19 protein-coding genes and 1 tRNA gene are annotated in these 22,635 nt (G+C 70.7%); 18 read left to right on the forward strand and 2 right to left on the reverse strand.

What is annotated here, in order from left to right:
* The 9 genes from mreD to obgE all read left to right on the forward strand — a co-directional run.
* A partial coding sequence (gene mreD / locus E1295_RS37690) for a rod shape-determining protein MreD (protein ID WP_246080834.1) occupies positions 1-498 on the forward strand: 498 nt, incomplete at its 5' end.
* Entirely contained in the window at positions 495-2,540 is a 2,046-nt protein-coding gene (gene mrdA, locus E1295_RS37695; protein WP_132638310.1) for a penicillin-binding protein 2, read from the forward strand. The genes mreD and mrdA, both read left to right, overlap by 4 nt.
* Positions 2,537-3,703, forward strand: coding sequence for a rod shape-determining protein RodA (rodA, locus tag E1295_RS37700; protein WP_132638312.1), 1,167 nt, complete (start codon positions 2,537-2,539; stop codon positions 3,701-3,703). Before mrdA ends, rodA begins: the two co-directional genes overlap by 4 nt.
* A gap of 69 nt (positions 3,704-3,772) precedes the next feature.
* Positions 3,773-5,683, forward strand: a complete 1,911-nt coding sequence (locus E1295_RS37705) for a TIGR03960 family B12-binding radical SAM protein (RefSeq protein WP_132638314.1) — start codon at positions 3,773-3,775, stop codon at positions 5,681-5,683.
* Between the two features lie 154 nt (positions 5,684-5,837).
* Complete coding sequence (locus E1295_RS37710) at positions 5,838-6,590, forward strand: TIGR03936 family radical SAM-associated protein (protein ID WP_246080835.1); 753 nt, start codon at positions 5,838-5,840, stop codon at positions 6,588-6,590.
* 144 nt (positions 6,591-6,734) lie between these two features.
* A complete protein-coding gene (locus tag E1295_RS37715; RefSeq protein ID WP_246080837.1) occupies positions 6,735-9,935 on the forward strand; it encodes an Rne/Rng family ribonuclease in 3,201 nt (1,066 codons plus the stop codon).
* Between the two features lie 230 nt (positions 9,936-10,165).
* A complete protein-coding gene (rplU, locus tag E1295_RS37720) occupies positions 10,166-10,468 on the forward strand; it encodes a 50S ribosomal protein L21 (RefSeq protein WP_132638318.1) in 303 nt (100 codons plus the stop codon).
* Between the two features lie 15 nt (positions 10,469-10,483).
* Complete coding sequence (rpmA, locus tag E1295_RS37725; protein ID WP_132516546.1) at positions 10,484-10,741, forward strand: 50S ribosomal protein L27; 258 nt, start codon at positions 10,484-10,486, stop codon at positions 10,739-10,741.
* Positions 10,742-10,931: 190 nt separating this feature from the next.
* On the forward strand, positions 10,932-12,284 hold the full coding sequence (gene obgE / locus E1295_RS37730; protein WP_132638320.1) for a GTPase ObgE: 1,353 nt from the start codon (positions 10,932-10,934) through the stop codon (positions 12,282-12,284).
* A gap of 171 nt (positions 12,285-12,455) precedes the next feature.
* On the opposite strand, the gene E1295_RS37735 is transcribed toward obgE, so the two are convergent.
* On the reverse strand, positions 12,456-13,226 hold the full coding sequence (locus E1295_RS37735) for an SDR family oxidoreductase (RefSeq protein ID WP_132638322.1): 771 nt from the start codon (positions 13,224-13,226) through the stop codon (positions 12,456-12,458).
* A gap of 54 nt (positions 13,227-13,280) precedes the next feature.
* Here E1295_RS37735 and E1295_RS37740 point away from each other — a divergent pair, with 54 nt between their 5' ends.
* The 5 genes from E1295_RS37740 to E1295_RS37755 all read left to right on the forward strand — a co-directional run bounded on the left by E1295_RS37740 (position 13,281) and on the right by E1295_RS37755 (position 18,968).
* Complete coding sequence (locus tag E1295_RS37740; protein WP_132638324.1) at positions 13,281-13,880, forward strand: TetR/AcrR family transcriptional regulator; 600 nt, start codon at positions 13,281-13,283, stop codon at positions 13,878-13,880.
* 10 nt (positions 13,881-13,890) lie between these two features.
* The gene (gene proB / locus E1295_RS37745; RefSeq protein ID WP_132638326.1) at positions 13,891-15,009 is read left to right on the forward strand and encodes a glutamate 5-kinase; all 1,119 of its coding nucleotides are present in this window, start codon (positions 13,891-13,893) and stop codon (positions 15,007-15,009) included.
* An 85-nt stretch (positions 15,010-15,094) separates the two neighbouring features.
* Entirely contained in the window at positions 15,095-16,366 is a 1,272-nt protein-coding gene (locus E1295_RS37750) for a glutamate-5-semialdehyde dehydrogenase (RefSeq protein ID WP_132638328.1), read from the forward strand.
* Positions 16,367-16,415: 49 nt separating this feature from the next.
* A complete protein-coding gene (locus tag E1295_RS49315; protein WP_166427609.1) occupies positions 16,416-16,592 on the forward strand; it encodes a hypothetical protein in 177 nt (58 codons plus the stop codon).
* An 81-nt stretch (positions 16,593-16,673) separates the two neighbouring features.
* On the forward strand, positions 16,674-18,968 hold the full coding sequence (locus E1295_RS37755; RefSeq protein ID WP_181958107.1) for a serine/threonine-protein kinase: 2,295 nt from the start codon (positions 16,674-16,676) through the stop codon (positions 18,966-18,968).
* Positions 18,969-19,153: 185 nt separating this feature from the next.
* Here E1295_RS37755 and E1295_RS37760 read toward each other — a convergent pair whose 3' ends face one another.
* A complete protein-coding gene (locus E1295_RS37760) occupies positions 19,154-20,185 on the reverse strand; it encodes a M48 family metallopeptidase (protein WP_171055534.1) in 1,032 nt (343 codons plus the stop codon).
* Positions 20,186-20,272: 87 nt separating this feature from the next.
* Between E1295_RS37760 and nadD the strand changes: the two genes are divergently transcribed.
* The 4 genes from nadD to E1295_RS37780 all read left to right on the forward strand — a co-directional run bounded on the left by nadD (position 20,273) and on the right by E1295_RS37780 (position 22,196).
* A complete protein-coding gene (gene nadD / locus E1295_RS37765) occupies positions 20,273-20,890 on the forward strand; it encodes a nicotinate-nucleotide adenylyltransferase (RefSeq protein WP_132638330.1) in 618 nt (205 codons plus the stop codon).
* 90 nt (positions 20,891-20,980) lie between these two features.
* Positions 20,981-21,376, forward strand: coding sequence for a ribosome silencing factor (gene rsfS, locus E1295_RS37770; protein ID WP_132638332.1), 396 nt, complete (start codon positions 20,981-20,983; stop codon positions 21,374-21,376).
* Positions 21,373-22,002, forward strand: coding sequence for a histidine phosphatase family protein (locus E1295_RS37775; RefSeq protein WP_132638334.1), 630 nt, complete (start codon positions 21,373-21,375; stop codon positions 22,000-22,002). Before rsfS ends, E1295_RS37775 begins: the two co-directional genes overlap by 4 nt.
* Before the next feature lie 121 nt (positions 22,003-22,123).
* Positions 22,124-22,196 (forward strand) — tRNA-Ala (locus E1295_RS37780).
* The last annotated feature ends 439 nt before the right edge of the window (positions 22,197-22,635 follow it).

Genomic DNA, 22,635 nt, shown 5'->3' on the forward strand with positions numbered 1-22,635 from the left:
GGCCGGTGCGGACGCCGGAGGGGAGGGGGCGTGGTGATCGGGGGTGTGTCCGTGTTGATCGCGTTGCTGGCGCAGGTCCTGCTGGTCAACCGCCTGCCACTGCCCGCTGGGGGTGCCCCTGACCTGGTGTTGCTCGCCCTGATCGGGACGGCTCTGTCGCGGGGGTCCGCGTCGGGCGCGATGCTCGGCTTCTTCGCCGGGCTGCTGGTCGACGTCATGCCGCCGACCGCGCACCTGCTCGGCCAGTACGCGTTCGTGCTGGCGCTCGTCGGATACGTCGCCGGGCACGGCGCGGGCGGTCCGGTGACGACCGTCGTGTTGTGCGTGCTGATGGCGCCGCTGCTCGCGGCCGGCGTGGGTGGGCTCATCTCTGATCCCCGGGTGACGATGTCCACGCTGACGGAGCAGGTGCCCGTCACCGTCGTCTACACGCTGCTGGTGTCGCCGATCGTGATCTGGCTGACCGCGCGTGCCGGGCGGACGAGGTTCTCGCCATGATCAGGATGCGGGCCCGGCTGCTGGTGCTGCACGTTCTCGTCCTGACGCTGCTCGTCGTGCTGGCCATGCGGCTGTGGCAGGTGCAGGTGGTGCGCGGGCAGGAGTTCGTGACGCGGGCGACGGAGACCAGGACGCGCACCGTGATCGTGCCGGCCGTCCGGGGGCAGATCCTCGACTCGTCCGGCCGGCCGCTGGTGCGCAACAAGACCGCGCTGGTCGTGTCCGTGGACCGTACGCGGCTGTCGAGGATGCCCGACGGCGGTGTGAAGGTGCTGGGCAAGTTGTCCGCGGTGCTCGACAGGCCGGTGGCGCAGTTGCAGCAGCGCATCACGCCGTGCGGTCCCGGGATCGCGAAGCCGTGCTGGACGGGGTCGCCGTACCAGCCGGTTCCGCTGGATGAGAAGGTCGACACCCGTGAGGCGCTGCAGATCCTCGAACGGCAGGAGGAGTTTCCCGGGGTGACGGCGGAAATCCACTCCGTCAGGCAATATCCGGGAGGCAGGGCGGGCGCTCAGATGCTCGGCTACCTTCAGCCGGTCACCGAGGCGGAGCTGGAGAAACGCGAAGGGCTCAAGGCCAGCTTCTCCGGGGTGGACCTGGTCGGGCGCGACGGGCTCGAATACGTCTACGACGAGGCGCTGCGTGGCAAGGCGGGGCTGCGCAGGGTCCAGGTCGACCGGATGGGCAAGGCCCTCGGCGTGGAGGAGCAGACCACGCCCATTCCGGGTGATCACCTGGTCACCAGCATCGACTCGCGCGTACAGAACGTGGTGGAGAAGGCGCTCGCGCGGGCCATGAAAGCGGCGCCGGCAGCCGACGGCGGGGCCGGCGTGGTGCTCGACGCCCGCAGCGGGCGGGTCGTGGCGCTGGCCAGTGCCCCCGGGTACGATCCGGCGATCTGGGCGGGCGGGATCTCGGCCCGCGGATACCAGTGGCTGATGTCGGAGAAGTCGGGCAAGCCGCTCGTGTCACGGGCGATCAACGGCCAGTTCGCGCCTGGTTCGACGTTCAAGGTCTCGTCCGTGACCTCCATGTTGCGGGCCGGCTACCCGCTCAACGGCAAATACAGCTGTCCCGGCTCCGTCATGGTGGGCGGACGGGCGTTCAACAACTTCCGGGGCATCCCTCTGGGGACGCTCGACCTGCACATGGCGCTGGTCAAGTCATGCGACACGATCTTCTACCAGGCCGCGTTCGAGCAGTACATGAAGGACGGCGGCCGCAGCCCGAAGAAGACGCCGAAGGAGGTGTTCGCCAACGTCGCGCGGGCGTTCGGCTTCGGCAGTCCGACGGGCATCGACCTCCCCGGCGAGTCGTCCGGGCGCATCCCCGACCGGGCCTGGAAGAAGGACCTGTGGAACCACACCAGCGCGGTCAACTGCGAGCGGTCGCGCAAGGGCTATCCGGAGATCAAGGACCGTGCGCGGGCGGAGTTCCTGAAGCGTCTCGCACTGGAGAACTGCACCGAGGGGTTCCTCCTGCGGCCGGGTGACGCCGCCAACTTCTCCATCGGCCAGGGCGACGTGCTGGTGACGCCGCTGCAGCTGGCCAGGGCGTACATGGCGCTGGTGACCGACGGAAAGGTGCGCAGCCCGCGCATCGGGTGGGCTCAGGTTCGGCCCGACGGCAAGGTGGTCAAGACGATCGACGTGCCGGTGGTCGGCAAGCTGCCGCTCAGCGAGAAGGAGCGGCGCTACATCAAGAACGCGCTGAGCCAGGTGCCCTCCGACGGCACCGCCGCGGGGGCCTTCGCCGGATTCCCGATGAACAAGGTACGCATCGGCGGCAAGACCGGCACCGCCGAAGTCTGGGGCAAGAAGGACACCGCGTGGTTCGCGTCGTTCGCGCCCACCCAGAACCCCCAGTACGTCGTGGTCGTCATGATCTCCCAGGGCGGGATGGGCGGCTCGGCGGCGGCGCCGGCCGCGCGCGAGATCTACGAGGGCATCTACGGCATCAAGCGGCGCCCGGCGGTGCCCGGCGGGCGGTTGACGACGCGGCTGCCGGCGTTCGCGCCTGACGGAACGGTGGCAAGAGGATGACGGGCCGCACGGCCGCGGTCAGGCGTCCTTCGCTGCTGCGGCGGGTGGCGGGCGAGAAGTCGGCCGTGCGGCGCTTCGACGGGCTCATGCTGGTCGCGGTGGCGGGGCTGTGCGTGATCGGCACCTTGCTGGTGTGGTCGTCCACCAGGACCTGGGCGCCGGGCGCGACGGGACTGGTCAAGAAGCACATGCTCAACCAGGCGCTCGGCGTGGTGTTGTGCGGCATCGTGGCCTCGATCGACCACCGGGCGATGCGGGCGTACGCGCCGCTGGTGTTCCTGACGTCCGTGGTGGGGCTGGGCCTGGTGATCACCCCGCTGGGGGCGACGATCAACGGTTCGCATTCGTGGATCCTGCTCGGCGGCGGGTTCGCGGTGCAGCCGTCGGAGTTCGCCAAGGTGGGGCTGCTGCTCATCACGGCGATGTTGCTGGCGCAGCCGGCTGAGGGCTCCGACCGGCCGCGCGGGTTCGACGTCGTGCTGGCGCTGCTGGCCGCGGCGCTCACGATCGGGCTGGTGATGCTCCAGCCCGACCTCGGCACGGCGATGGTGCTGGCCGTCATCGCGGCGTCCGCGCTGATCATCGCAGGGGTGCGCAAACGGTGGATCGCGGCGCTGACGACGGTGGCGGGCGCTGCCGTGTTCGCGGTGTTCTACTTCCAGTTGCTGGAGCCGTATCAGGTGGCGCGGTTCACCGCGTTCGTCGATCCCAGCGTGGATCCGCGCGGGGTGGGCTACAACAGCACGCAGTCGCTGATCGCGATCGGGTCGGGGCAGCTCCTGGGCAAGGGGCTGCTGGGCGGCGGGCAGACGACCGGGCGGTTCGTGCCGGAACAGCACACCGACTTCATCTTCACGGTGGCGGGGGAGGAGTTCGGATTTCTCGGGTCGGTCACCGTGGTGCTGCTGCTCGGCGTGGTGCTGCTGCGCGGGCTGAAGATCGCCAGGGAGTGCGAGGACCGGTTCGGGACGCTGGTCGCGGGGACGATCGTGTGCTGGTTCGCGTTCCAGATGTTCATCAACGTGGGCATGACGATCGGGATCATGCCGATCACCGGGCTGCCACTGCCGTTCGTGTCGTACGGCGGCACGGCCACGTTCGCCAACCTCATCGCCGTGGGTCTGCTGCAGGCCATCAGGGTGCGTGGTCATTCGTTCGACTGAAGGCTTCCCGGCGGATTTCCGTACCGTGCCCGGACCTGCCACTGCCTGAACGCCGCTACCCTTGACGGTATGCCTGTCGAGTCGATTTTCCACCGCCTGGAAGCGTTGCTGCCGAAGGTGCAGAAACCCATCCAGTACGTCGGGGGCGAGCTCAACTCGACCGTCAAGGACTGGGACTCCGCCGACGTGCGGTGGGCGTTGATGTATCCCGACGCCTACGAGGTCGGGCTGCCCAACCAGGGCGTCGCGATCCTCTATGAGATCCTCAACGAGCTGCCGGGCACGCTGGCCGAGCGCACCTACGCGGTCTGGCCCGATCTCGAGGCGCTCATGCGCGCCGAGGGCGTCCCGCAGTTCACCGTCGACGCGCACCGGCCGGTGCGCGCCTTCGACGTGCTCGGGGTGTCGTTCTCGACCGAGCTCGGCTACACCAACATGCTGACCGCGCTCGACCTGGCCGGCATTCCGCTGACGGCGTCCGACAGGGGCGACGACGACCCGATCGTGCTCGCGGGTGGCCACGCGGCCTTCAACCCCGAGCCGATCGCCGACTTCCTCGACGCGGCCGTGCTCGGCGACGGGGAGCAGATCGCCATCGCCATCTCCGAGGTCGTCCGCGAGTGGAAGGGCGAAGGGCGTCCCGGTGGCCGTGACGAGCTGCTGATGCGGCTCGCCGAGTCGGGCGGCGTCTACGTGCCCAAGTTCTACGACGTCGACTACCACCCTGACGGCCGGATCAAGCGGGTCGCGCCCAACAGGGCCGACGTGCCGTGGCGGGTGCACAAGCACACCGTGATGGACCTCGACGAGTGGCCCTACCCGAAGAAGCCGCTGGTTCCGTTGGCGGAGACGGTGCACGAGCGGTTCAGCGTGGAGATCTTCCGCGGCTGCACGCGGGGGTGCCGGTTCTGCCAGGCAGGCATGATCACCCGGCCGGTGCGCGAGCGTTCGATCACCACGATCGGCGCCATGGTGGACAACGGCGTCAAGGAGTCCGGCTTCAACGAGGTCGGGTTGCTGTCGTTGTCGTCCGCCGACCACTCCGAGATCGGCGAGGTCGCCAAGGGCCTGGCCGACCGCTACGAAGGCACCAACACCTCGCTGTCGCTGCCCTCGACCAGGGTCGACGCGTTCAACATCGACCTGGCCAACGAGTTCTCCAGGAACGGCAGACGCTCGGGCCTGACGTTCGCGCCCGAGGGCGGCTCCGAGCGCATGCGCAAGGTGATCAACAAGATGGTCACCGAGGAAGACCTGATCCGCACCGTCACCACGGCCTACTCCCAGGGGTGGCGGCAGGTCAAGCTCTACTTCATGTGCGGGCTGCCGACCGAGCAGGACGAAGACGTGCTGGGCATCGCCGACCTGGCCAAGAAGGTCATCAAGGCGGGCCGGGAGATCACAGGCAGCCGTGACATCCGCTGCACGGTGTCCATCGGCGGCTTCGTGCCCAAGCCGCACACGCCGTTCCAGTGGGCGGCCCAGGCCGACCACGAGACCGTCGACCGGCGGCTCAAGGCGCTGCGCGATTCGCTCAGAGGCGACAAGCAGTACGGCAAGGCCATCGGCTTCCGCTACCACGACGGCAAACCGTCGATCGTCGAGGGCCTGCTCTCGCGCGGCGACCGCCGCGTGGGCGCCGTGATCCGCGCCGTCTGGGAGAGCGGCGGCAGGTTCGACGGCTGGAGCGAGCACTTCTCGTACGAGCGCTGGATGGCGGCGGCCGAGCAGGCCGGCGTCGACGTCGACTGGTACACCACGCGCGAGCGCGAAGAGAACGAAGTTCTCCCATGGGATCACCTCGACGCCGGGCTCGACCGTGAATGGCTCTGGCAGGACTGGCAGGAGGCCGTTTCCGGCGGTGAGGTCGAAGACTGCCGCTGGACCCCGTGCTACGACTGCGGGGTATGCCCCACCATGGGGACGGAAATTCAGATCGGTCCTACCGGGCGAAAACTCCTTCCTCTGACGGTGGTCTAGCGCGCTCAGTGGGCGAGCCGTGTCACGGTGTACACGCACACACGTCAGCGCGGCTTATCCTGAGTGGTAGGAACTCTTACAAGGGAAGGACGACACAGCTCTGAAACCTGTTCCCGAAGGGCCTCCGCCCGCGCCCACGGTGCAGCGCCTGCGCGTGCGTTACGCCAAGCGCGGCCGCCTGCGCTTCACCAGCCACCGCGACATCTCGCGGGCCGTCGAGAGAGCGGTCCGCCGTGCCGGCATTCCGGTGGCCTACAGCGCGGGCTTCTCGCCTCACCCGAAGATCTCCTACGCGGGCGCGGCGCCGACCGGCGTCGCCAGCGAAGCCGAATACCTCGAGATCGGTGTTACCACGCCGTGCGTTCCGGACGAGGTCAAGTCCGGACTCGACCGGTCGTTGCCGCCGGGGCTCGACGTGCTCGACGTTGTGGAGGCGGGGCCTGGTGGTCTGGCCGACCGCTTGGAGGTCTCCGACTGGGAGGTCCGGCTGCCCGGTGCCGATCGCGAGCTCGCCGAGGTGGCGGCGGAGAAGTTCCTCGCGGCGAGCGCGGTGGACGTCGAGCGCCTCACCAAGAAGGGCCCCCGCCGCTTCGACGCGCGGGAGGCGGTCCTGAGGCTCGTGGTGTCCGAGGGAACAGACAGAACCGCAGCTCAAGTGCATGGACGACCGTGTGTCATACTGCGCATGGTTGTTCGGCACATGACGCCTGCCGTTCGACCCGACGATGTGCTCACAGGGCTGCGCCTTGTGGCCGACTTCGCGCCGCCGGTTCCCCCCGAGGTGACCAGGCTGGCGCAGGGGCCGCTCGACGCCAGCACCGGTGCGCTTGCCGACCCGCTCGACCTGGACCGCGACACGACGCGCGGCGGCGAGGCGGGACCGGCGGGTGAGCACGTCGCCGGTTAAGGAAGTGCCCTGCGCGAGCCGGGCACGACCGTTGACAGGACTTGGCGCCGGCGCTCCCTCATCGGGAGAGCCGGCGGACAACGAGACACGAGGGCTCCTGCGCGGCGCGGCGACGCGCCCGGGAGCTGACGGGAGAGCGCCCGCATGCTCGACAACGAGCCCAACGCCGGGGCCACTGGCCCTGACGGGGAGACAATTGAACAGCCCGAGGTGACCAAGCGTCGCCGCTCCGCCAGCCGGCCCGCAGGTCCGCCGCCGGAGCCCGACGAGCCGACGTCCGTCCCGGTGACCGTCGTGGCCGCGCAGGCGGCGCCGTCGGTGGCCGAGGTGCAGCCGGTGCAGATCAACGCCGTACAACGTGCCGCCGGTGAGCCCGCACCCGAGATCCTCGCGGAGGCCGCCGAGACGGCCGCGCGTGCGAACGCCGCGGATCTTCCCGGCGCCGCAGACAAGGTCGCTGGAGGGCCGGGCCCGGCCAGTGCCGCAAACGGTGACATGTCCGCCGCCGCCACCGGTAACGCCGGTGCGGACGCCACGACGTCCGACGCGCGAAGAGCCGGCGGCGCGGTCGCCGGAGCTCCTGGGGCCGAGGGTGAGGCGACGAGCGTCGCCGCTGCCAACGGCACGGGTGCCGGTGCGCCGCAGAGCCCGGCCGAGGAGAAGCCCAAGAGGACCACGCGGACCCGGTCCACGGCGACGACGACGCGCCGGCGTACCACGAAGAAGGCCGCGGACGAGCCGGCCGACGAGGCGGGAGCGCTCCCCGAGAGCGCGGCGCCCGCCGAGGAGGCTGCGCCGAAGCGGCGCAGGACCCGTAAGAAGGCGGAGCCCGAAGCGGCGACCGAGGCGGGTCAGGATGACGTGACCCCCTCCACCGGCGGCGCGGCCGCGGTGGGAGCGCCCACAGGGGGCGTCGAGGCCGCCGCCCCGTTCGGCACGGACGAGGACGCCGAAGACCTGGCCGCCGAAGACCTGGCCGCGGATGTCGCCGCCGTGGCGGCGGGCGAGGCCGAGGTCTCGCAGACCGGCGCACGTACGGTGACGCAGGGCGAGGGGACGCGGGCCACGGCGGCCGGGGCTGAGCGGCCAGGGGGCGACGTCGAGACGGCCGCCCAGGACGTCGAGGACGCAGAGGACGCCGAGGACATCGTCGAGATCCTGCCCGAGGACGAGCCGCTCGACGACGAGCCCGCGGGAGAGGACCTCGACGAGGACGTCGACCGCCCGAGCCTGCTCGCCGACCCGTTCGGGCTGACCGCACGCCGGCAGGACGAGCCGGGCGCCGCGTTCCAGCGGCCCGCGGCCATCTTCGCGCCGCTGTTCCAGGCGCCCGACCCCAGCAAGGCCAAGCCCGCCGTCACGCGGCGGGCCGAGCCTCCGCAGCCTGTCGCCGACGAGCCCGAGGAGGCCGGGGAAGCGGTCGACGAGACGGCGACCGAGGACGAGCCGGACACCGACACCTCCGACGAGCAGGAGGAGGAGGGCGGCGGCCGTCGCCGTCGCCGCCGGCGCGGTGGCAGGGGCCGCGGCAAGTCGCGCGAGCGCGACGAGTCCGAGGACGGCGAGGAGCAGGAGGAGGACTCCGACGACGGGCAGGGCGAGGAGGCCCAGGAGGAGGAGAGCTCCGGTTCGCGCCGCCGCCGCAGGCGTCGCCGCCGCGGCACGGACGAGGCCGTGGAACCGGCGGGTGACGACCCCCCGAACACGGTGGTGCGCATCCGCGCGCCGCGCTCGGGACGTTCGGCGGGGCTCGACACCGCCACCGACGGCGTGCAGAGCGTGCGCGGCTCGACCAGGCTCGAGGCCAAGAAGCAGCGCCGCCGCGAGGGGCGCGAGCTCGGGCGCAGGCGCCCGCCGATCATCACGGAGTCGGAGTTCCTGGCCCGCCGCGAGTCCGTCGACCGGATGATGGTGGTGCGCAGGCAGGGCGACCGCACCCAGATCGCGGTGCTGGAGGACGGCGTGCTCGTGGAGCACTACGTCAACCGGGAGGCCAGCCAGTCCTACGTCGGCAACGTCTACCTCGGCAAGGTGCAGAACGTGCTGCCCTCGATGGAGGCGGCGTTCGTCGACATCGGCAAGGGCAGGAACGCCGTCCTGTACGCCGGTGAGGTGAACTTCGACACGGCCGGTCTCGAAGGCCAGCCGAAGCGCATCGAGTCGGCGCTGAAGTCGGGGCAGTCGGTGCTCGTCCAGGTCACGAAGGACCCGATCGGGCACAAGGGCGCGCGGCTCACCTCGCAGATCAGCCTGCCCGGCCGTTACCTGGTGTACGTCCCCGACGGGTCGATGACCGGCATCAGCCGCAAGCTGCCCGACAAAGAGCGCGCGCGGCTCAAGAGCATCCTGAAGAAGGTCATGCCGGAGAACGCCGGCGTGATCGTGCGTACGGCCGCCGAGGGCGCCTCCGAGGACGAGCTGGCCCGTGACGTGGCCCGCCTGTCCGCGCAGTGGGAGAACATCCAGAAGAAGGCCAAGTCGGCCAGCCCGCCCGAGCTGCTGTCCGCCGAGCCCGACCTGACGATCAGGGTGGTGCGCGACGTCTTCAACGAGGACTTCACCTCGCTGGTCGTGCAGGGCGAGGAGGCCTGGGACACGGTCGACGAGTACGTGAAGTACGTCGCGCCGCATCTGGGCGAGCGCCTGTCGAAGTGGGACGCCGGCCAGGGCGACGTGTTCGAGTCGTACCGGATCGACGAGCAGCTCGCCAAGGCGCTGGAGCGCAAGGTGTGGCTGCCGAGCGGCGGCTCCCTGGTGATCGACCGCACCGAGGCGATGACCGTCGTCGACGTCAACACCGGCAAGTTCACCGGCCAGGGCGGTAATCTCGAGGAGACCGTCACGCGCAACAACCTGGAGGCGGCCGAGGAGATCGTCCGCCAGCTCAGGCTCCGCGACATCGGCGGCATCATCGTCATCGACTTCATCGACATGGTGCTCGAGTCCAACCGGGACCTGGTGCTGCGGCGCATGCTGGAGTGCCTGGCCCGCGACAGGACCAAGCACCAGGTGGCCGAGGTGACCTCGCTGGGGCTGGTCCAGATGACCCGTAAGCGGGTCGGACAGGGCCTGCTGGAGGCGTTCTCGACGGTCTGCGACTGCTGCAACGGACGCGGCCTGATCATCTCCACGGAGCCCGTGGAGACCAGGCCGGAACCGCGCGGCACGCAGGGCAAGATGGCCGTCGAGAAGGCTGTCGCCGACAAGGTTTCCGCGGCGAAGGACTCCGGCAACCGTGATACTGTGACCGGTGCGCTTGAAGAAGTCCCCACTGAGGACGACCAAGCCAGCCAGACTTCCGGCAGGGGGCGGAGACGCTCCCGCCGAGCCAAGTCAGCCGAGTAACGCCGGCAGACTTCCGACGTTCCGTCCGGTTCGCCTAGGGCGCCGTTAATCCGGTACCCTGGTGAATCGGTGCGTCAGGTGGCGTGCCCTGTTGGCGCGCTTACTCGGTTCGTCGTTTTGTACAGGCCGAATGACAGGCGCAGCATTCGGAGTCAGCGGCCATTCCCGTTCGGGGTGGCCGAGGGTCTCAGCAGTGCAGTGCAACAGTGAGTCAGTAGAAGGGTTCCGCGGTGTACGCGATCGTTCGTTGCGGCGGCAGGCAGCAGAAGGTCTCCGTCGGTGACGTCCTCGAGGTGGACAAGGTCGCCGGCGAGGTCGGCTCTTCGGTTTCGCTGCCGACGGTGCTCGTCGTCAACGACGGCGATGTGACCACGGAGGCGGGCAAGTTCACGGTCAACGCCGAGATTCTCGGCGAGACCAAAGGCCCCAAGATCCGGATTCTCAAGTACAAGAACAAGACCGGTTACAAGAAGCGCCAGGGTCACCGCCAGCGGTACACCCAGGTGAAGATCACCGGCATCGACCAGGCCTGATCGGGAGTTTGAGAGATGGCACACAAGAAGGGCGCGTCGTCCACCCGGAACGGCCGTGACTCGAACGCTCAGCGCCTGGGCGTCAAGCGCTTCGGCGGCCAGCTGGTCAACGCGGGCGAGATCATCGTCCGCCAGCGTGGCACCCACTTCCACCCCGGCGACAATGTGGGGCGTGGCGGCGACGACACGCTGTTCGCGCTGGCCGCCGGTCACGTGCAGTTCGGTGTCAAGCGTGGGCGCCGGGCCGTCAGCATCGTCCCCGTCACGGAGTAGTCTCCGCACGGGTTCTCGCTTCCCAAGGGGTGGATCGATCGAGTGTCGATCCACCCCTTGGCGTTCTCCGGGGATGTTCTGCGGCCCCGCGCTTGTTGAACAGGCAATCGTCCGGCGTGAAGGCGGCCGCCGGGTTCGTTCTGGTGTAGTGGAGATGCCCCCTGCCGGGGGGCGATGGAGAGGGTGCTTGATGCCGGACTTCGTGGACCAGGTGGTCCTGCACATCAAGGCCGGTGACGGGGGGAACGGGTGCGCCTCCATCCACCGGGAGAAGTTCAAGCCGCTCGGCGGCCCCGACGGCGGCAACGGCGGGCGGGGCGGCGACGTCATCCTCGAGGTCGACCCCAACACCGCGACCCTGCTCGACTACCACCACCGCCCGCACCGCAAGGCCGGCAACGGCAAGCAGGGGCAGGGCTCCAACCGTGACGGCGCCAACGGCGCCGACGTGATCCTGCCCGTACCCAACGGCACGGTCGTGAGGGACACGGCCACGGGCGAGGTGCTGGTCGACCTCGTGGGGGTCGGCACGCGCTACGTGATCGCGCAGGGCGGTCACGGCGGCCTCGGCAACGCGGCCCTGGCCACCACCCGCCGTAAGGCGCCGGGGTTCGCGCTGCTCGGCGAGCCGGGGGACGAGCTCGACGTCATGCTGGAGCTCAAGAGCGTCGCCGACGTGGCGCTCGTCGGCTTTCCCAGCGCCGGGAAGTCGTCGCTGATCGCCGCCCTGAGCGCGGCCAAGCCGAAGATCGCCGACTACCCGTTCACCACCCTCATCCCCAACCTCGGCGTGGTGACGGCCGGCGACACCGTGTTCACCGTCGCCGACGTGCCGGGGCTGATTCCCGGGGCGTCGCAGGGCAAGGGGCTCGGGCACGAGTTCCTGCGCCACGTCGAGCGGTGCGACATGCTCGTGCACGTCATCGACTGCGCCACCATGGAGCCGGGGCGCGACCCGATCTCCGACTACGAGGTGATCGAGGCGGAGTTGCAGGCGTACGGCAAGCTCGACGACCGGCCGCGGCTGGTCGTCCTCAACAAGGCCGACGTGCCCGACGCCCGGGAGCTGGCCGAGATGGTCACCCCGGAGTTCCAGGAGCGCGGGCTGAGGGTCTTCACGATCTCGGCGGCCACGCACGACGGGCTGCGCGAGCTCACGTACGCCATGGGCGAGTGGGTGGCCGCGGCCAGGGCTGCCAAGCCGGTCGAGGAGCCCACGCGGCTGGTGATCCGGCCCAAGCAGCTCGGCGACGCCGGGTTCCGGGTGCGGCGGGTCAACGACACCCTGTTCCAGGTCACCGGCGAGAAGCCGGAACGGTGGATCAGGCAGACCGACTTCAGCAACGACGAGGCCGTCGGCTACCTCGCCGACCGGCTCGAACGGCTCGGGGTCGAGGAGGAACTGGCCAAGGCGGGTGCGCGCGCGGGGGTCGAGGTCGTGATCGGGCCTATGGAGGGTGGGTACCTCTTCGACTGGCAGCCCACGCTGCACGCCGAGTCCGTACGGCAGGGCCCGAGAGGCTCCGACGGCCGCCTCGGGTAGGCGGTCACCTGACGCGCTGCTCTGGGTCTGGGCTGTTCCGGCAGCGGGTGACGCGCCGGTCTGTCCGGCTGGTGCCGGTGGCGGTCCGGTGCTCTGGTGTCGTGCCCGGGGCGGCGGTCTTCGGTGGTCTTGTCCGGCGGGAGAGGCGCGGCTCGGCGGCCCCTGTCCCGGTCAAGGATTGAGGGTGGCTTCGGCGCCGCCGTCGGCGTAGAGGATCTGGCCGGTCATGAACGAGTTGTCCGGGCCGACCGTCCAGGCCAGCAGTGACGCGATCGCCGAGACGGGCCCGGGGAAGCCGAGTGGCTGGGGCAGCATGGACGACACCTGCGCTCGGGTGGCGGGATCGTCCAGGAACATCCTTCTTGCGGTCTCCGTGTCCACGACGCCGGGTGCGACCGCGTTGAGCGGGATGCGCGCCTGTGCCCAGTCAGGGCTCACGGCGGCCCGGCGGAGCCAGCGGTTGAGCGCCAGCTTGGTGGACGGGTAGACGATGCGGCCCCGGCCGGCCTCGACGGCGGTCGTGACGGCGGCCACGGCTGCCTCCTCGTCCATGGACAGGCACGCGGCGACAATGGCCTCGTCGGCGGCCACGACGGCGCTCAGCGAGGAGACGGCGACCGCCCTCGGCAGGTCCGACGCGGCCAGCAGAGGCCGCAGGCTCTCCAGCGTCGCGACCGTGCCGAAGAAGTTGAGCCGCGCGGTGAGCGGCGAAGGGGCGGCGCTGCCGGCCACGGCGATCAGGCCGTCGATCCGGCCCTCTGAGGCCGCCGCCACGTCCGAGGCGAGCCGTTCGCGTCCCTCCGGGGTGGTCAGGTCGGCGGTCACGTCGGCGTCGCGGACGTCGCAGCGGATCACCCGGTCGCCGCCCTTCTCCAGGTGGTCTGCGGTCGCTGCGCCGATGCCCGAGGCGGCGCCGGTGACGACATAAGCACGGAGTCCCATGCCAAATGACTACATCTAATGAAGCTATGCAGTCAATGTAGTAATGTGCCGGTCATGGCGGAAGGGATACGGGAACGCAAGAAACGGCGTACACGTGAGGCGCTGATCGCGGCGGCGGTGGAGTTGTTCCAGCGGCAGGGCTACGAGGCGACCACCGTCGCCCAGATCGCGGCCGCGGCCGACGTGTCGACCAGGACGTTCTTCCTGCACTTCCCCACCAAGGAGGACGTCGTCCTGGCCGGTGGCGGCGCGCGGGTCGAGCTGGCCGTACGGGTCATCGAGCAGCGAGGGGCGGACGAGACGATGCCCGACGTGCTCGCCGCGGCGGTCGAGTGCATGATCAGCGAGGTCGCCGGTTCCGAGCTGGCCACCGGGATCGCCGACGTACGGGTGCGGTTGATGCTCACCGTCCCGGAGCTGCAGGCCTGGATGCTGCGGCGGGTGCTGGACGCCCAGCGGCGCATCGTGGACGCGTTGTGCCGGAGCTACCCGGAGGAGGACGACGTCGTGGCGGTCGCCGCGCTGGTGGGGGCGCTCGTGGGCGCGGTGGCCTCGGCCGCCACGTACGCGCTGCGCCGGGGGGACACACCGGAGGAGGTCACCGCCGCCATGCGCGCGGCGGCCGGGCGCGCCGTCCTTTCCTGGAGCCGATAAGCTGCCAGACGTGCGGGAACAGTTCAGCTCAGCGTCCAAGGTCGTTGTCAAGGTCGGCTCCTCCTCGCTCACCACCCCTCAGGGCATGATCGACGTTGACCGGGTCGACGCGCTGGTGGATGTGCTGGCGGCGCGGCGCCGGGCCGGGACGCAGATCGTCCTGGTCTCGTCCGGAGCGATCGCGGCGGGCCTCGGCCCGCTGGGGCTGAGCGCGCGGCCACGTGACCTGGCCACCCAGCAGGCGGCCGCGTCCGTCGGGCAGGGTGTGCTCGTCGCCCGCTACACCTCCTCCTTCGCCCGCTACTCCCTGCGGGTCGGCCAGGTGCTGCTGACCGCCGACGACATGATGCGCCGCGCCCACCACGCCAACGCCCAGCGCACCCTCGGCCGGCTGCTCGAGATGGGCATCGTGCCCATCGTCAACGAGAACGACACGGTGGCCACCGACGAGATCCGCTTCGGTGACAACGACCGGCTGGCGGCGCTCGTGTCACACCTGATCCGCGCCGACGCCCTGGTGTTGCTGTCGGACGTCGACGCCCTCTACGACGGCCCGCCGAGCCGCAGCGGCTCGCGCCGGCTGACGGAGATCCGCGGCGCCGACGACCTGGCAGGGGTCGAGCTCGGCAGGAACGGCGCGGCCGTCGGCACCGGCGGCATGGTGACCAAGGTGCAGGCGGCCAGGATCGCCACCGGGGCCGGGGTGCCCGTGGTGCTCACCGCCGCCGCTCACGCGGCCCAGGCGCTGAGCGGAGCCGACGTCGGCACCTACTTCCACCCCGGTGGCCGCCATCCCGGCACGCGCCTCCTCTGGCTCGCCCACGCCACCACCGGGCGGGGCAGGCTCCACCTCGACCCGGGCGCGGTCGACGCCATCGTGGCCCGCCGAAAGTCGCTGCTGCCCGCCGGGGTGACCTCGGTGGAGGGCGAGTTCTCCGCCGGCGACCCCGTCGACCTGTGCGAGCCGAAGGGCCTCGTGGTGGCCCGCGGCCTGGTCAACTTCGACGCCGGCGAGATCCCGGGCCTGCTCGGCCGCTCCACGCGCGAGCTGGCGAGCACACTGGGCCCGGAATACGAGCGTGAGCTGATCCACCGTGACGACATCGTCATACTGGAAGCCCACAGGTGAAGCCGGGCACCCGCTCGACGGGTCCCGGAGTGACGAAGGACACTCGGGGCGCCGGGCGCCCTGAGCAGCGAAGCGGAGCGTAGCCATGAGCACAGAGTTCCTGAAGGTCGCCCACGCGGCGCGAGAGGCCGCCGCCGAGCTGGCCCCGCTGCCTCGGGCGCCGAAGGACCGGGCGCTGCGCGCCGTCGCCGACGCGCTGGTCGCGCACGCGGCGCCGATCGTCGAGGCCAACGCCAAGGACGTCGAGCAGGCCAGGTCCCAGGGCACCGCCGAGGCGATGATCGACCGGCTGAGGCTCGACGAGGCGAGGATCGCGGGCATCGCCGAGGCCGTACGCCAGGTGGCCGACCTGCCCGACCCGGTCGGCGAGGTCGTGCGCGGCACCACGTTGCCCAACGGCCTCGAGCTGCGCCAGCTCAGGGTGCCGCTGGGCGTGATCGGCATCATCTACGAAGGCCGCCCCAACGTCACCGTCGACGCGGCCGCCCTCTGCCTGAAGAGCGGCAACGCGGTGCTGCTCAGGGGCTCGTCCAGTGCCCACTGCTCCAACACCGCTCTCGTGCGAGTCATGCAGGACGCCCTGGCCGGCACCGAGGTACCCGCGGGGGCCGTGCAGCTCGTCCCCGGGCTGACGCGTGACTCCGTCAAGGAGCTCATGCGCGCCCGCGGCCTGGTCGACGTGCTGATCCCGCGCGGCGGCGCGTCGCTGATCAACGCGGTGGTCGAGGAGTCCACCGTCCCGGTGATCGAGACCGGCGTCGGCAACTGCAGCGTCTACGTCGACGCCGACGCCGACGTCGACCTGGCCGTGCAGATCCTGCTCAACGCCAAGGCGCAGCGGCCCTCGGTGTGCAACGCGGCGGAGACGTTCCTGGTGCACGCCGACGTGGCCGACGCGTTCGTGCCCAGGGCGCTGCGGGCGCTGGCCGAGGCGGGCGTGACCGTGCACGGCGACGCGAGGATCGCCTCGTACGGCGAGGTCGTGCCGGTCACCGAGGACGACTTCCGCGCCGAATACCTCTCGCTCGACATCGCCGCCGCCGTCGTCGGCTCGCTGGAGGAGGCGGTGGCCCACATCAGGCGCTACGGCTCCGGCCACACCGACGCCATCGTCACCCGGTCGCAGGGCGCCGCCCGCAGGTTCGTCGCGCTCGTCGACTCGGCGGCCGTGGCGGTCAACGCCTCGACGAGGTTCACCGACGGGGGCGAGTTCGGCTTCGGGGCGGAGATCGGCATCTCCACGCAGAAGCTGCACGCGCGTGGCCCGATGGGGCTGCCCGAGCTGACGTCCACCAAGTGGATCTACACCGGTGAGGGGCATTTGCGCACGTCGGAGGGCACGGTGGTGGCCGGTTAACCGGCGTGTCGGCATGGCCGGCGCCTGACGACGCGGTTTGACTGGGGGCATGGAAATTGTCGTCGCCCTCGCTCTCATGGCCGCGGTGTTGTTCGGTGCCGACCGGCTGCTGCTCCGGCTGGAGAGCCGCGGCCGGGTCAACTGGCGCAGGAACAACCGGCAACGGCTGTCCGAGGCGCCCACGGCCGAGATCGACAGCATGCTCTCCGACCACGCGCACCGTTGACCTTCGGCGTGCCTCACGCGGTGACTCGCGTCACGGCGCTAGGGTTGTGTCCCTTATGGGCACGCCGGGCGGGGAGGGACGGTGAGCAAGCTCGGCAAGGTGGGGCCGTACACCCTGGTCGAGCGGCTCGGCCGCGGCGGCATGGGCGAGGTCTACCTCGCCTCGACCCGTCGTAGCGAGCACGTCGCGCTGAAGGTCCTGCACGACCTGGCCGAGGACGAGATCTCGCGCATCAGGCTGGAGCGCGAGGTCCGTGCGCTGCGCAGGGTCGAGAGCCCGTACGTCGCCAAGGTCCTCGACGCCGACCTGGGTTGCGCACGCCCCTACCTGGTCATGGAGCACATCGAGGGCGTCACGCTGCTCGACCGCGTACGCCAGGACGGCCCGCTCGACGACGCCCAGCTGGTCGACATGGCCCAGGGCATCGCCGCGGCGCTGGCCATCATCCACGCGGCGGGCGTCGTCCACCGTGACCTCAAGCCCGGCAACATCATCATGGCCGACAGAGGGCCGGTCCTGATCGACTTCGGCATCGCCCAGGTGCTCGACGCGACCCGGCTCACCATGACCGGCACGTTCCTCGGCACGCCCGGTTACACCGCCCCGGAGATCTTCGCCGACGAGCAGGTCGACTCGCCCGCCGACGTACACGCCTGGGCGGCCACGGTGGCGTTCGCGGCGACCGGGCGGCCGACGTTCGGGCGGGGCACGGCCGAGGCGCAGATGTACGCGGTGCTGAACGGGCAGGCCGACCTCAAGGGCGTACCTGTGCAACTGCTGCCCCTGCTGCGGGCGGCGCTCAACAGGGAGCCGGGCAAGCGGCCCACGGCGGCGTTGCTGGCCGACCGGCTGTCGCGGCTGGCCAGGGCGGCGAGCGGAGCCGATCCCGAGCCCGCCCCGGCCGGTGGACGGGCCGTCGAGGCGGCCGAGGAGGCGGGCAAGGGCGCGGCCGTGCGCAGCCGTACGACGGAGGACCCGGCGCGCGGGCGGGCCGGTGGCACGGGCGTGGACGGCAAGGTGCCTCCGCCGCGTGGCCGTAGCGGCGCTGACAGCAAGGGCGTGGCGGCGCGCAGCCGTGGCAACGTGGACGGCGCGGCGGTCCGGAGCCGGGCGGGCGCGGACAATCCCGCGGCCCCCAGCCGCGCCAATCCCGAGGGTTCCGCCGCGCGCGGCCGGTCGGGCGCCGACGGCTCCGCGGCCCGTGGCCGCGCGGGCACGGACGCCGCCGCCGCACGCAGCCGTGCGGCCGGCACGGACGGGGCCGCCCGGAGCCGGTCAGGTGCGGACGGGGCTGCTCGGAGCCGGTCGAGCACGGACGGGACGGCTCGGAGTCGGTCTGGTTCCGACGGGGCTGCTCGGGGCCGGTCGGGTGCGGACGGGGCTGCTCGGGGCCGGTCGGGTGCGGCGAGTGGGGAGGGTTCCGCTCGGGGCCGGACAGGCGCGGAGGGAGCTGCTCGGAGTCGTACAAGTGCGGAGAATCCCGCTCGGAGCCGGACAGGTGCGGAGGGTTCGGCGCGGGGTCGCGCCGGTACGGACGGAGGCGCACGGACGCGGGCGGCCGGTGCCGACGGGGCCGCGCGGACCCGGGCGGCCGGTACGGATGGAACACCGAGGAGCCGGGCGGGTGCCGATGGAACCGCTCGGAGCCGGGCGGGGGCCGACGGGGCCGCGGCGCGCAGCCGGGTACAGGCCGAAGGGAAGGTGCCCGCGCCCAGGGGACGCGGGAGCGTGGACGGCAAGGTGACCGGGCCGCGCGTCACCGGGCCGCGTCAGCGGACGGCGGCGGCCGTGCGCGCGAGAGCCGCGACCAAGGCGCAGGACAAGCGGAAGACGGGCCTTCGCTCCGAGAAGTCCACCACGCTGCCCGCAGGCAACGGTGCTCTGCTGCTGCTCGCCGCGCTGGCCGTGCCGTGCGTGGTGACCTCGGTGATCTGGCCGATCGCCTCCATCGCCATCACTGCGGTGCTGGTGGTGCTGACCAGGACCCTCTGGATGAGCCACTGGCTGGTGAGGAAGCGCAGCTCACGGGCCACGCGGGTGGCGTTGCGCGTGCTGCTCTTCCCGTTCGCGCTCGCCGCCGCGGGGGCGAGCGCGGCCGTCTGGCCCGGCGTGCCCGTCGCGGTGGCGTCGGGCGGCGCGCTCTGGGCGACCGGCGGCGGTGAGATCGACGCCGACTGGTGGCAGCAGGCCGCGCCCGTGACCGTGGCGGGTGTGGTGTTCGGGATGTTGTGCGGTGGTTTCACCGGGCGCGAGATCGAACGTATCGGTCAGCGCCTGCCCGATCTGCGCAGGGAAGGGCTGCGCGCACTGGCCGTGCTGGGCGGGTTCGTCGCCCTGTGCGCGGCCGCCGTGCGCGCCATCGCCCTGCTGCTGTGATCCGTGCTGCTGGTGATCCGTGCGGCGCTGATCGTGCCGCCCTGATCGTGCGGCGCTGATCGTGCGGCTCGGATCGTGCGGCTCGGATCCGTGCTGCTGGTGGTCCGTGCTGATCGGATCCGCCGTCGTCGTGGGCGGCGGATCACGCGGTCGATCACGCTGATCGGCCGCGTGCGGCGCTCCCGTCAGCCCTGGCCGCCGTCGCGGCGGGAGAAGCGGTTGAAGATGCGCTCGCCCGCGTTGACGGCGCCCTCGGCCACGTCGCGCAGGACGCCGATGAACGGGTCCTGGGACTGCTGCCATGAGGCGCGGTAGGACTCGGCGGCGGCCTTCATCTCGTCGGTCACCCGGGCGTTGGCGTCGTCTTCCCTGCGCGGGTAGTCGCCGCCGATGATCCGGTCGTATTCGCCGCTGCGCTGCCACTTGTCCAGCTCCGCCACGCGCACCACCGCGAACGGGTGGGTGGTGCCGAGCAGGTTGAGCACCTTGAGGAAGCCGTCGCGAAGGTCGCCCGCGGTGTCGTATTCCTGGTATTGCTCCAGGAACGCCTCGATGTTCATCTCGTGCGTGTAGTCGCCGCCGGCGAGCTTCATCAGCGCGCGCTTGGCCGCCTCGGGGTCCTGCCCCGTGAGCAGGCCGCCGCGGTCGGAGGACAGCTCGGACTTGCGGTACCACTCCTCCAGGCCCGCGACGATCGCGCGCAGGCCGATGTAGCCGAGCGGGATCCAGGCGACGCGGGTGGCGAGGCGGGTGAGGATGTCGAGCATCGTCCGGTAGACCGCGTGCCCCGACAGGATGTGCGAGGTCTCGTGGCCGATGACGAAGCGCTGCTCCTCCTCGTTCATGAGGTTGAGCAGACCGGTGGTCACGACGATGAACGGGTCGTCGAAGCCGATGGCCTTGGCCTGGACCTGCGGGTCCTGCTGGACGTAGATCTCGGGGATCCGGTGCAGGTCGAGGGTGTAGGCGGCGTCGCGGCCCATGTCGTAGAGCGGGCGGAACTGCGTCTCGCTCACGCGTACGGCGGACGCAAGGTACATCAGGCGCAACCGGCGCTCACTGACGAGGCCGGACATCTGCTTGAGAACTGTGTCGAACCCACTCAACTTACGCAGAGCGACCAGGGCGGACCGGTCTGCGGGGTGTTCGTAGGCTCGGGACGATATGCCGGGCAGTTGGACGCGGTTGCGGTCCGGGGTGGTCGTCATGCCCGGCATGCTACGTCCGCAACTGAAGTGATGCGCGGACATCACTCAGGGGGGTGCCATCATGTTGGCGTAAGACCTCCGCGTAAGGTCCGTTTCATGATGAACGCGCCTGGTGTCCAGGGGAAGCGGCGAGTAGGTGTGATGGGTGGGACGTTCGATCCCATCCACCACGGACACCTGGTCGCGGCCAGCGAAGCGGCCCACCATTTCCGGCTCGACGAGGTCGTCTTCGTGCCCACCGGACGGCCGTACCAGAAGTCCGAGCGTGAGGTGTCCGCGCCGGAGGACCGCTATCTGATGACGGTCATCGCGACGGCCTCCAACCCCCGTTTCTCCGTGAGCAGGGTGGACGTGGAACGCCCTGGACCGACCTTCACTATCGACACATTGCGTGACATTTCGGAAATTTACGGCCCGCAGACCGACCTTTTCTTCATCACCGGAGCCGACGCCCTCGGCGCCATTCTCGGCTGGCAGGACGCCGACGAGTTGTTCGAGCTGGCCCATTTCGTCGGCTGCACGCGCCCCGGCCACACGCTGCACGACCCCGGACTGCCCGACGGCAAGGTGACGCTGCTGGAGATCCCCGCGCTGGCCATCTCGTCGTCGGAGTGCCGGCAGCGCGTCGCCAAAGGCGAACCCATCTGGTATCTCGTGCCCGACGGAATCGTGCAGTACATCAATAAACGCGGGCTTTATCACCCCACCGGCTGAAGGTCGTCACGCTGTGGGTGAGGGGTTTCGGCCCGGAAGGGTACGCTCAACATAAGGCTTGCTGCCGACACAGGAGGACAGACCCGCATCGTGACCGCATCTGACAGATCCGTCCAGCTCGTGCGCATCGCCGCGGAGGCCGCGGCCGACAAGCTGGCCGATGACATCCTTGCATACGACGTGAGCGAACAGCTCGTCATCACCGACGCCTTCCTGCTCTGCTCCGCCACCAACGACCGCCAGGTACGCGCCATCGTCGACGAGATCGAGGAGCGGCTGCGCACCGAGGCCGACGTCAAGCCCGTACGCCGCGAGGGCGAGCGTGAGGGCCGCTGGGTGCTGCTCGACTACATCGACATCGTCGTGCACGTCCAGCACGAGGAAGACCGTACGTTCTACGCGCTCGAGCGTCTCTGGAAGGACTGCCCGGTCATCGCGCTGCCGGAGAGCGTCATGCAGGCCAATCTGCAGCGGGCCCGCAGTTGAGCAGAAGGATCGTGTGTCTTCGTCACGGGCAGACGTTGTGGAACGTCGAGCGGCGCTTCCAGGGCCACTCCGACATCCCCCTCGACGAGACCGGCACAGCTCAGGCCGCCAGGGCAGCCTCGCTGCTCGCTTCGCTGCGTCCGACCCTGATCGTCTCCTCCGACCTCCAGCGGGCCAACGACACGGCGCTGGCGCTCGGGCGGATCGTCGGGCTCGACGTGGCGGTCGACAAGGATTTCCGCGAGCGCGGCGGCGGTCAATGGGAAGGGCTGACGCGTGAGGAGATCGCCGCGCGCTGGCCCACCGAATACGCGGCCTGGGAGGCGCCCGACGGTGAACCCGTCGGCGACGTGGCCGCCCGGGTGGCGGCCGCCATGCGCAAGTGGGCCGGCCGCCTCGACGACGACGGGCTGCTCGTCGTGGCCTCGCACGGGGCCGCGCTGCGGCTCGGGATCTGCGAGCTGCTCGGGTTGCCGGAGGAGTTGTGGCCCGCGCTCGGCGGGCTGGGCAACTGTTCCTGGTCCGTGCTGCAGGAAGGGCGTAAGGGCTGGCGGTTGCTGGAGCACAACGCGGGCACGCTGCCGGAGCCGGTCAACAGCGACGACCGGCCGGAGGCCGTGGCCTGAGGTCCGTACGGCTCGGGGGCCGTGCGGTCGTCCCGCGGTGTGCCCGCGCGATTAGGAGAATCGCGGCGGATGGCTATATGCTCTCCGAGCGCCGCAACGGGTGTGCTCGGAGCGGTGATCAGGGGCTATGGCGCAGTTGGTAGCGCGCCTCCATGGCATGGAGGAGGTCTGGGGTTCGAATCCCCATAGCTCCACCCACAGAGTCGGCATGAGCACGGCGGTGTCCTTCGGGGACGCCGCCGTTCTTCGTATGTGGGGCCGCCTCGCCGATCCGGTGACGTGAGGTCGCGCGGGCCTCGACCGAACCGTGATCGGGTTGTCGGGTGTTCGCCTGACACGCCCGCGTGCGGGCCGTCCGTAGGCTCGGACCCGGCCACGGTTCAGCCGCGGGGGGCGGACGCATGCCTGGCCGCCAGAAAGACGGCAGGCGCCCCCTCGTGCTCCGTCGGACACGGCCTTTCGGCTGTCGTGGCCACCCGGTCAAGATTTCGCCGCTGTGTTGTGAAGGGTCGCTGATGTCCACCCCATATCCGCCGTCTCCCGGGCACGGCCCCTCCCGGCCGCCGTACGGGCCCGGCGCGCAGGGGATGCCGGGGCAACAGGGCGGTGGCTTCCCGCCGATGGGGGCTGGAG

It is taken from the genome of Nonomuraea mesophila, from assembly GCF_004352805.1.
In the GTDB taxonomy this organism is placed as follows: domain Bacteria; phylum Actinomycetota; class Actinomycetes; order Streptosporangiales; family Streptosporangiaceae; genus Nonomuraea; species Nonomuraea longispora.

Coding starts and splice junctions, on each gene's coding strand:
- mrdA (WP_132638310.1), top strand. CDS start 495: ATGATCAGGATGCGGGCCCGGCTGCTGGTGCTGCACGTTCTCGTCCTG.
- rodA (WP_132638312.1), top strand. CDS start 2,537: ATGACGGGCCGCACGGCCGCGGTCAGGCGTCCTTCGCTGCTGCGGCGG.
- E1295_RS37705 (WP_132638314.1), top strand. CDS start 3,773: ATGCCTGTCGAGTCGATTTTCCACCGCCTGGAAGCGTTGCTGCCGAAG.
- E1295_RS37715 (WP_246080837.1), top strand. CDS start 6,735: ATGCTCGACAACGAGCCCAACGCCGGGGCCACTGGCCCTGACGGGGAG.
- rpmA (WP_132516546.1), top strand. CDS start 10,484: ATGGCACACAAGAAGGGCGCGTCGTCCACCCGGAACGGCCGTGACTCG.
- obgE (WP_132638320.1), top strand. CDS start 10,932: ATGCCGGACTTCGTGGACCAGGTGGTCCTGCACATCAAGGCCGGTGAC.
- E1295_RS37735 (WP_132638322.1), bottom strand. CDS start 13,226: ATGGGACTCCGTGCTTATGTCGTCACCGGCGCCGCCTCGGGCATCGGC.
- E1295_RS37740 (WP_132638324.1), top strand. CDS start 13,281: ATGGCGGAAGGGATACGGGAACGCAAGAAACGGCGTACACGTGAGGCG.
- E1295_RS37750 (WP_132638328.1), top strand. CDS start 15,095: ATGAGCACAGAGTTCCTGAAGGTCGCCCACGCGGCGCGAGAGGCCGCC.
- E1295_RS49315 (WP_166427609.1), top strand. CDS start 16,416: ATGGAAATTGTCGTCGCCCTCGCTCTCATGGCCGCGGTGTTGTTCGGT.
- E1295_RS37760 (WP_171055534.1), bottom strand. CDS start 20,185: ATGCCGGGCATGACGACCACCCCGGACCGCAACCGCGTCCAACTGCCC.
- nadD (WP_132638330.1), top strand. CDS start 20,273: ATGATGAACGCGCCTGGTGTCCAGGGGAAGCGGCGAGTAGGTGTGATG.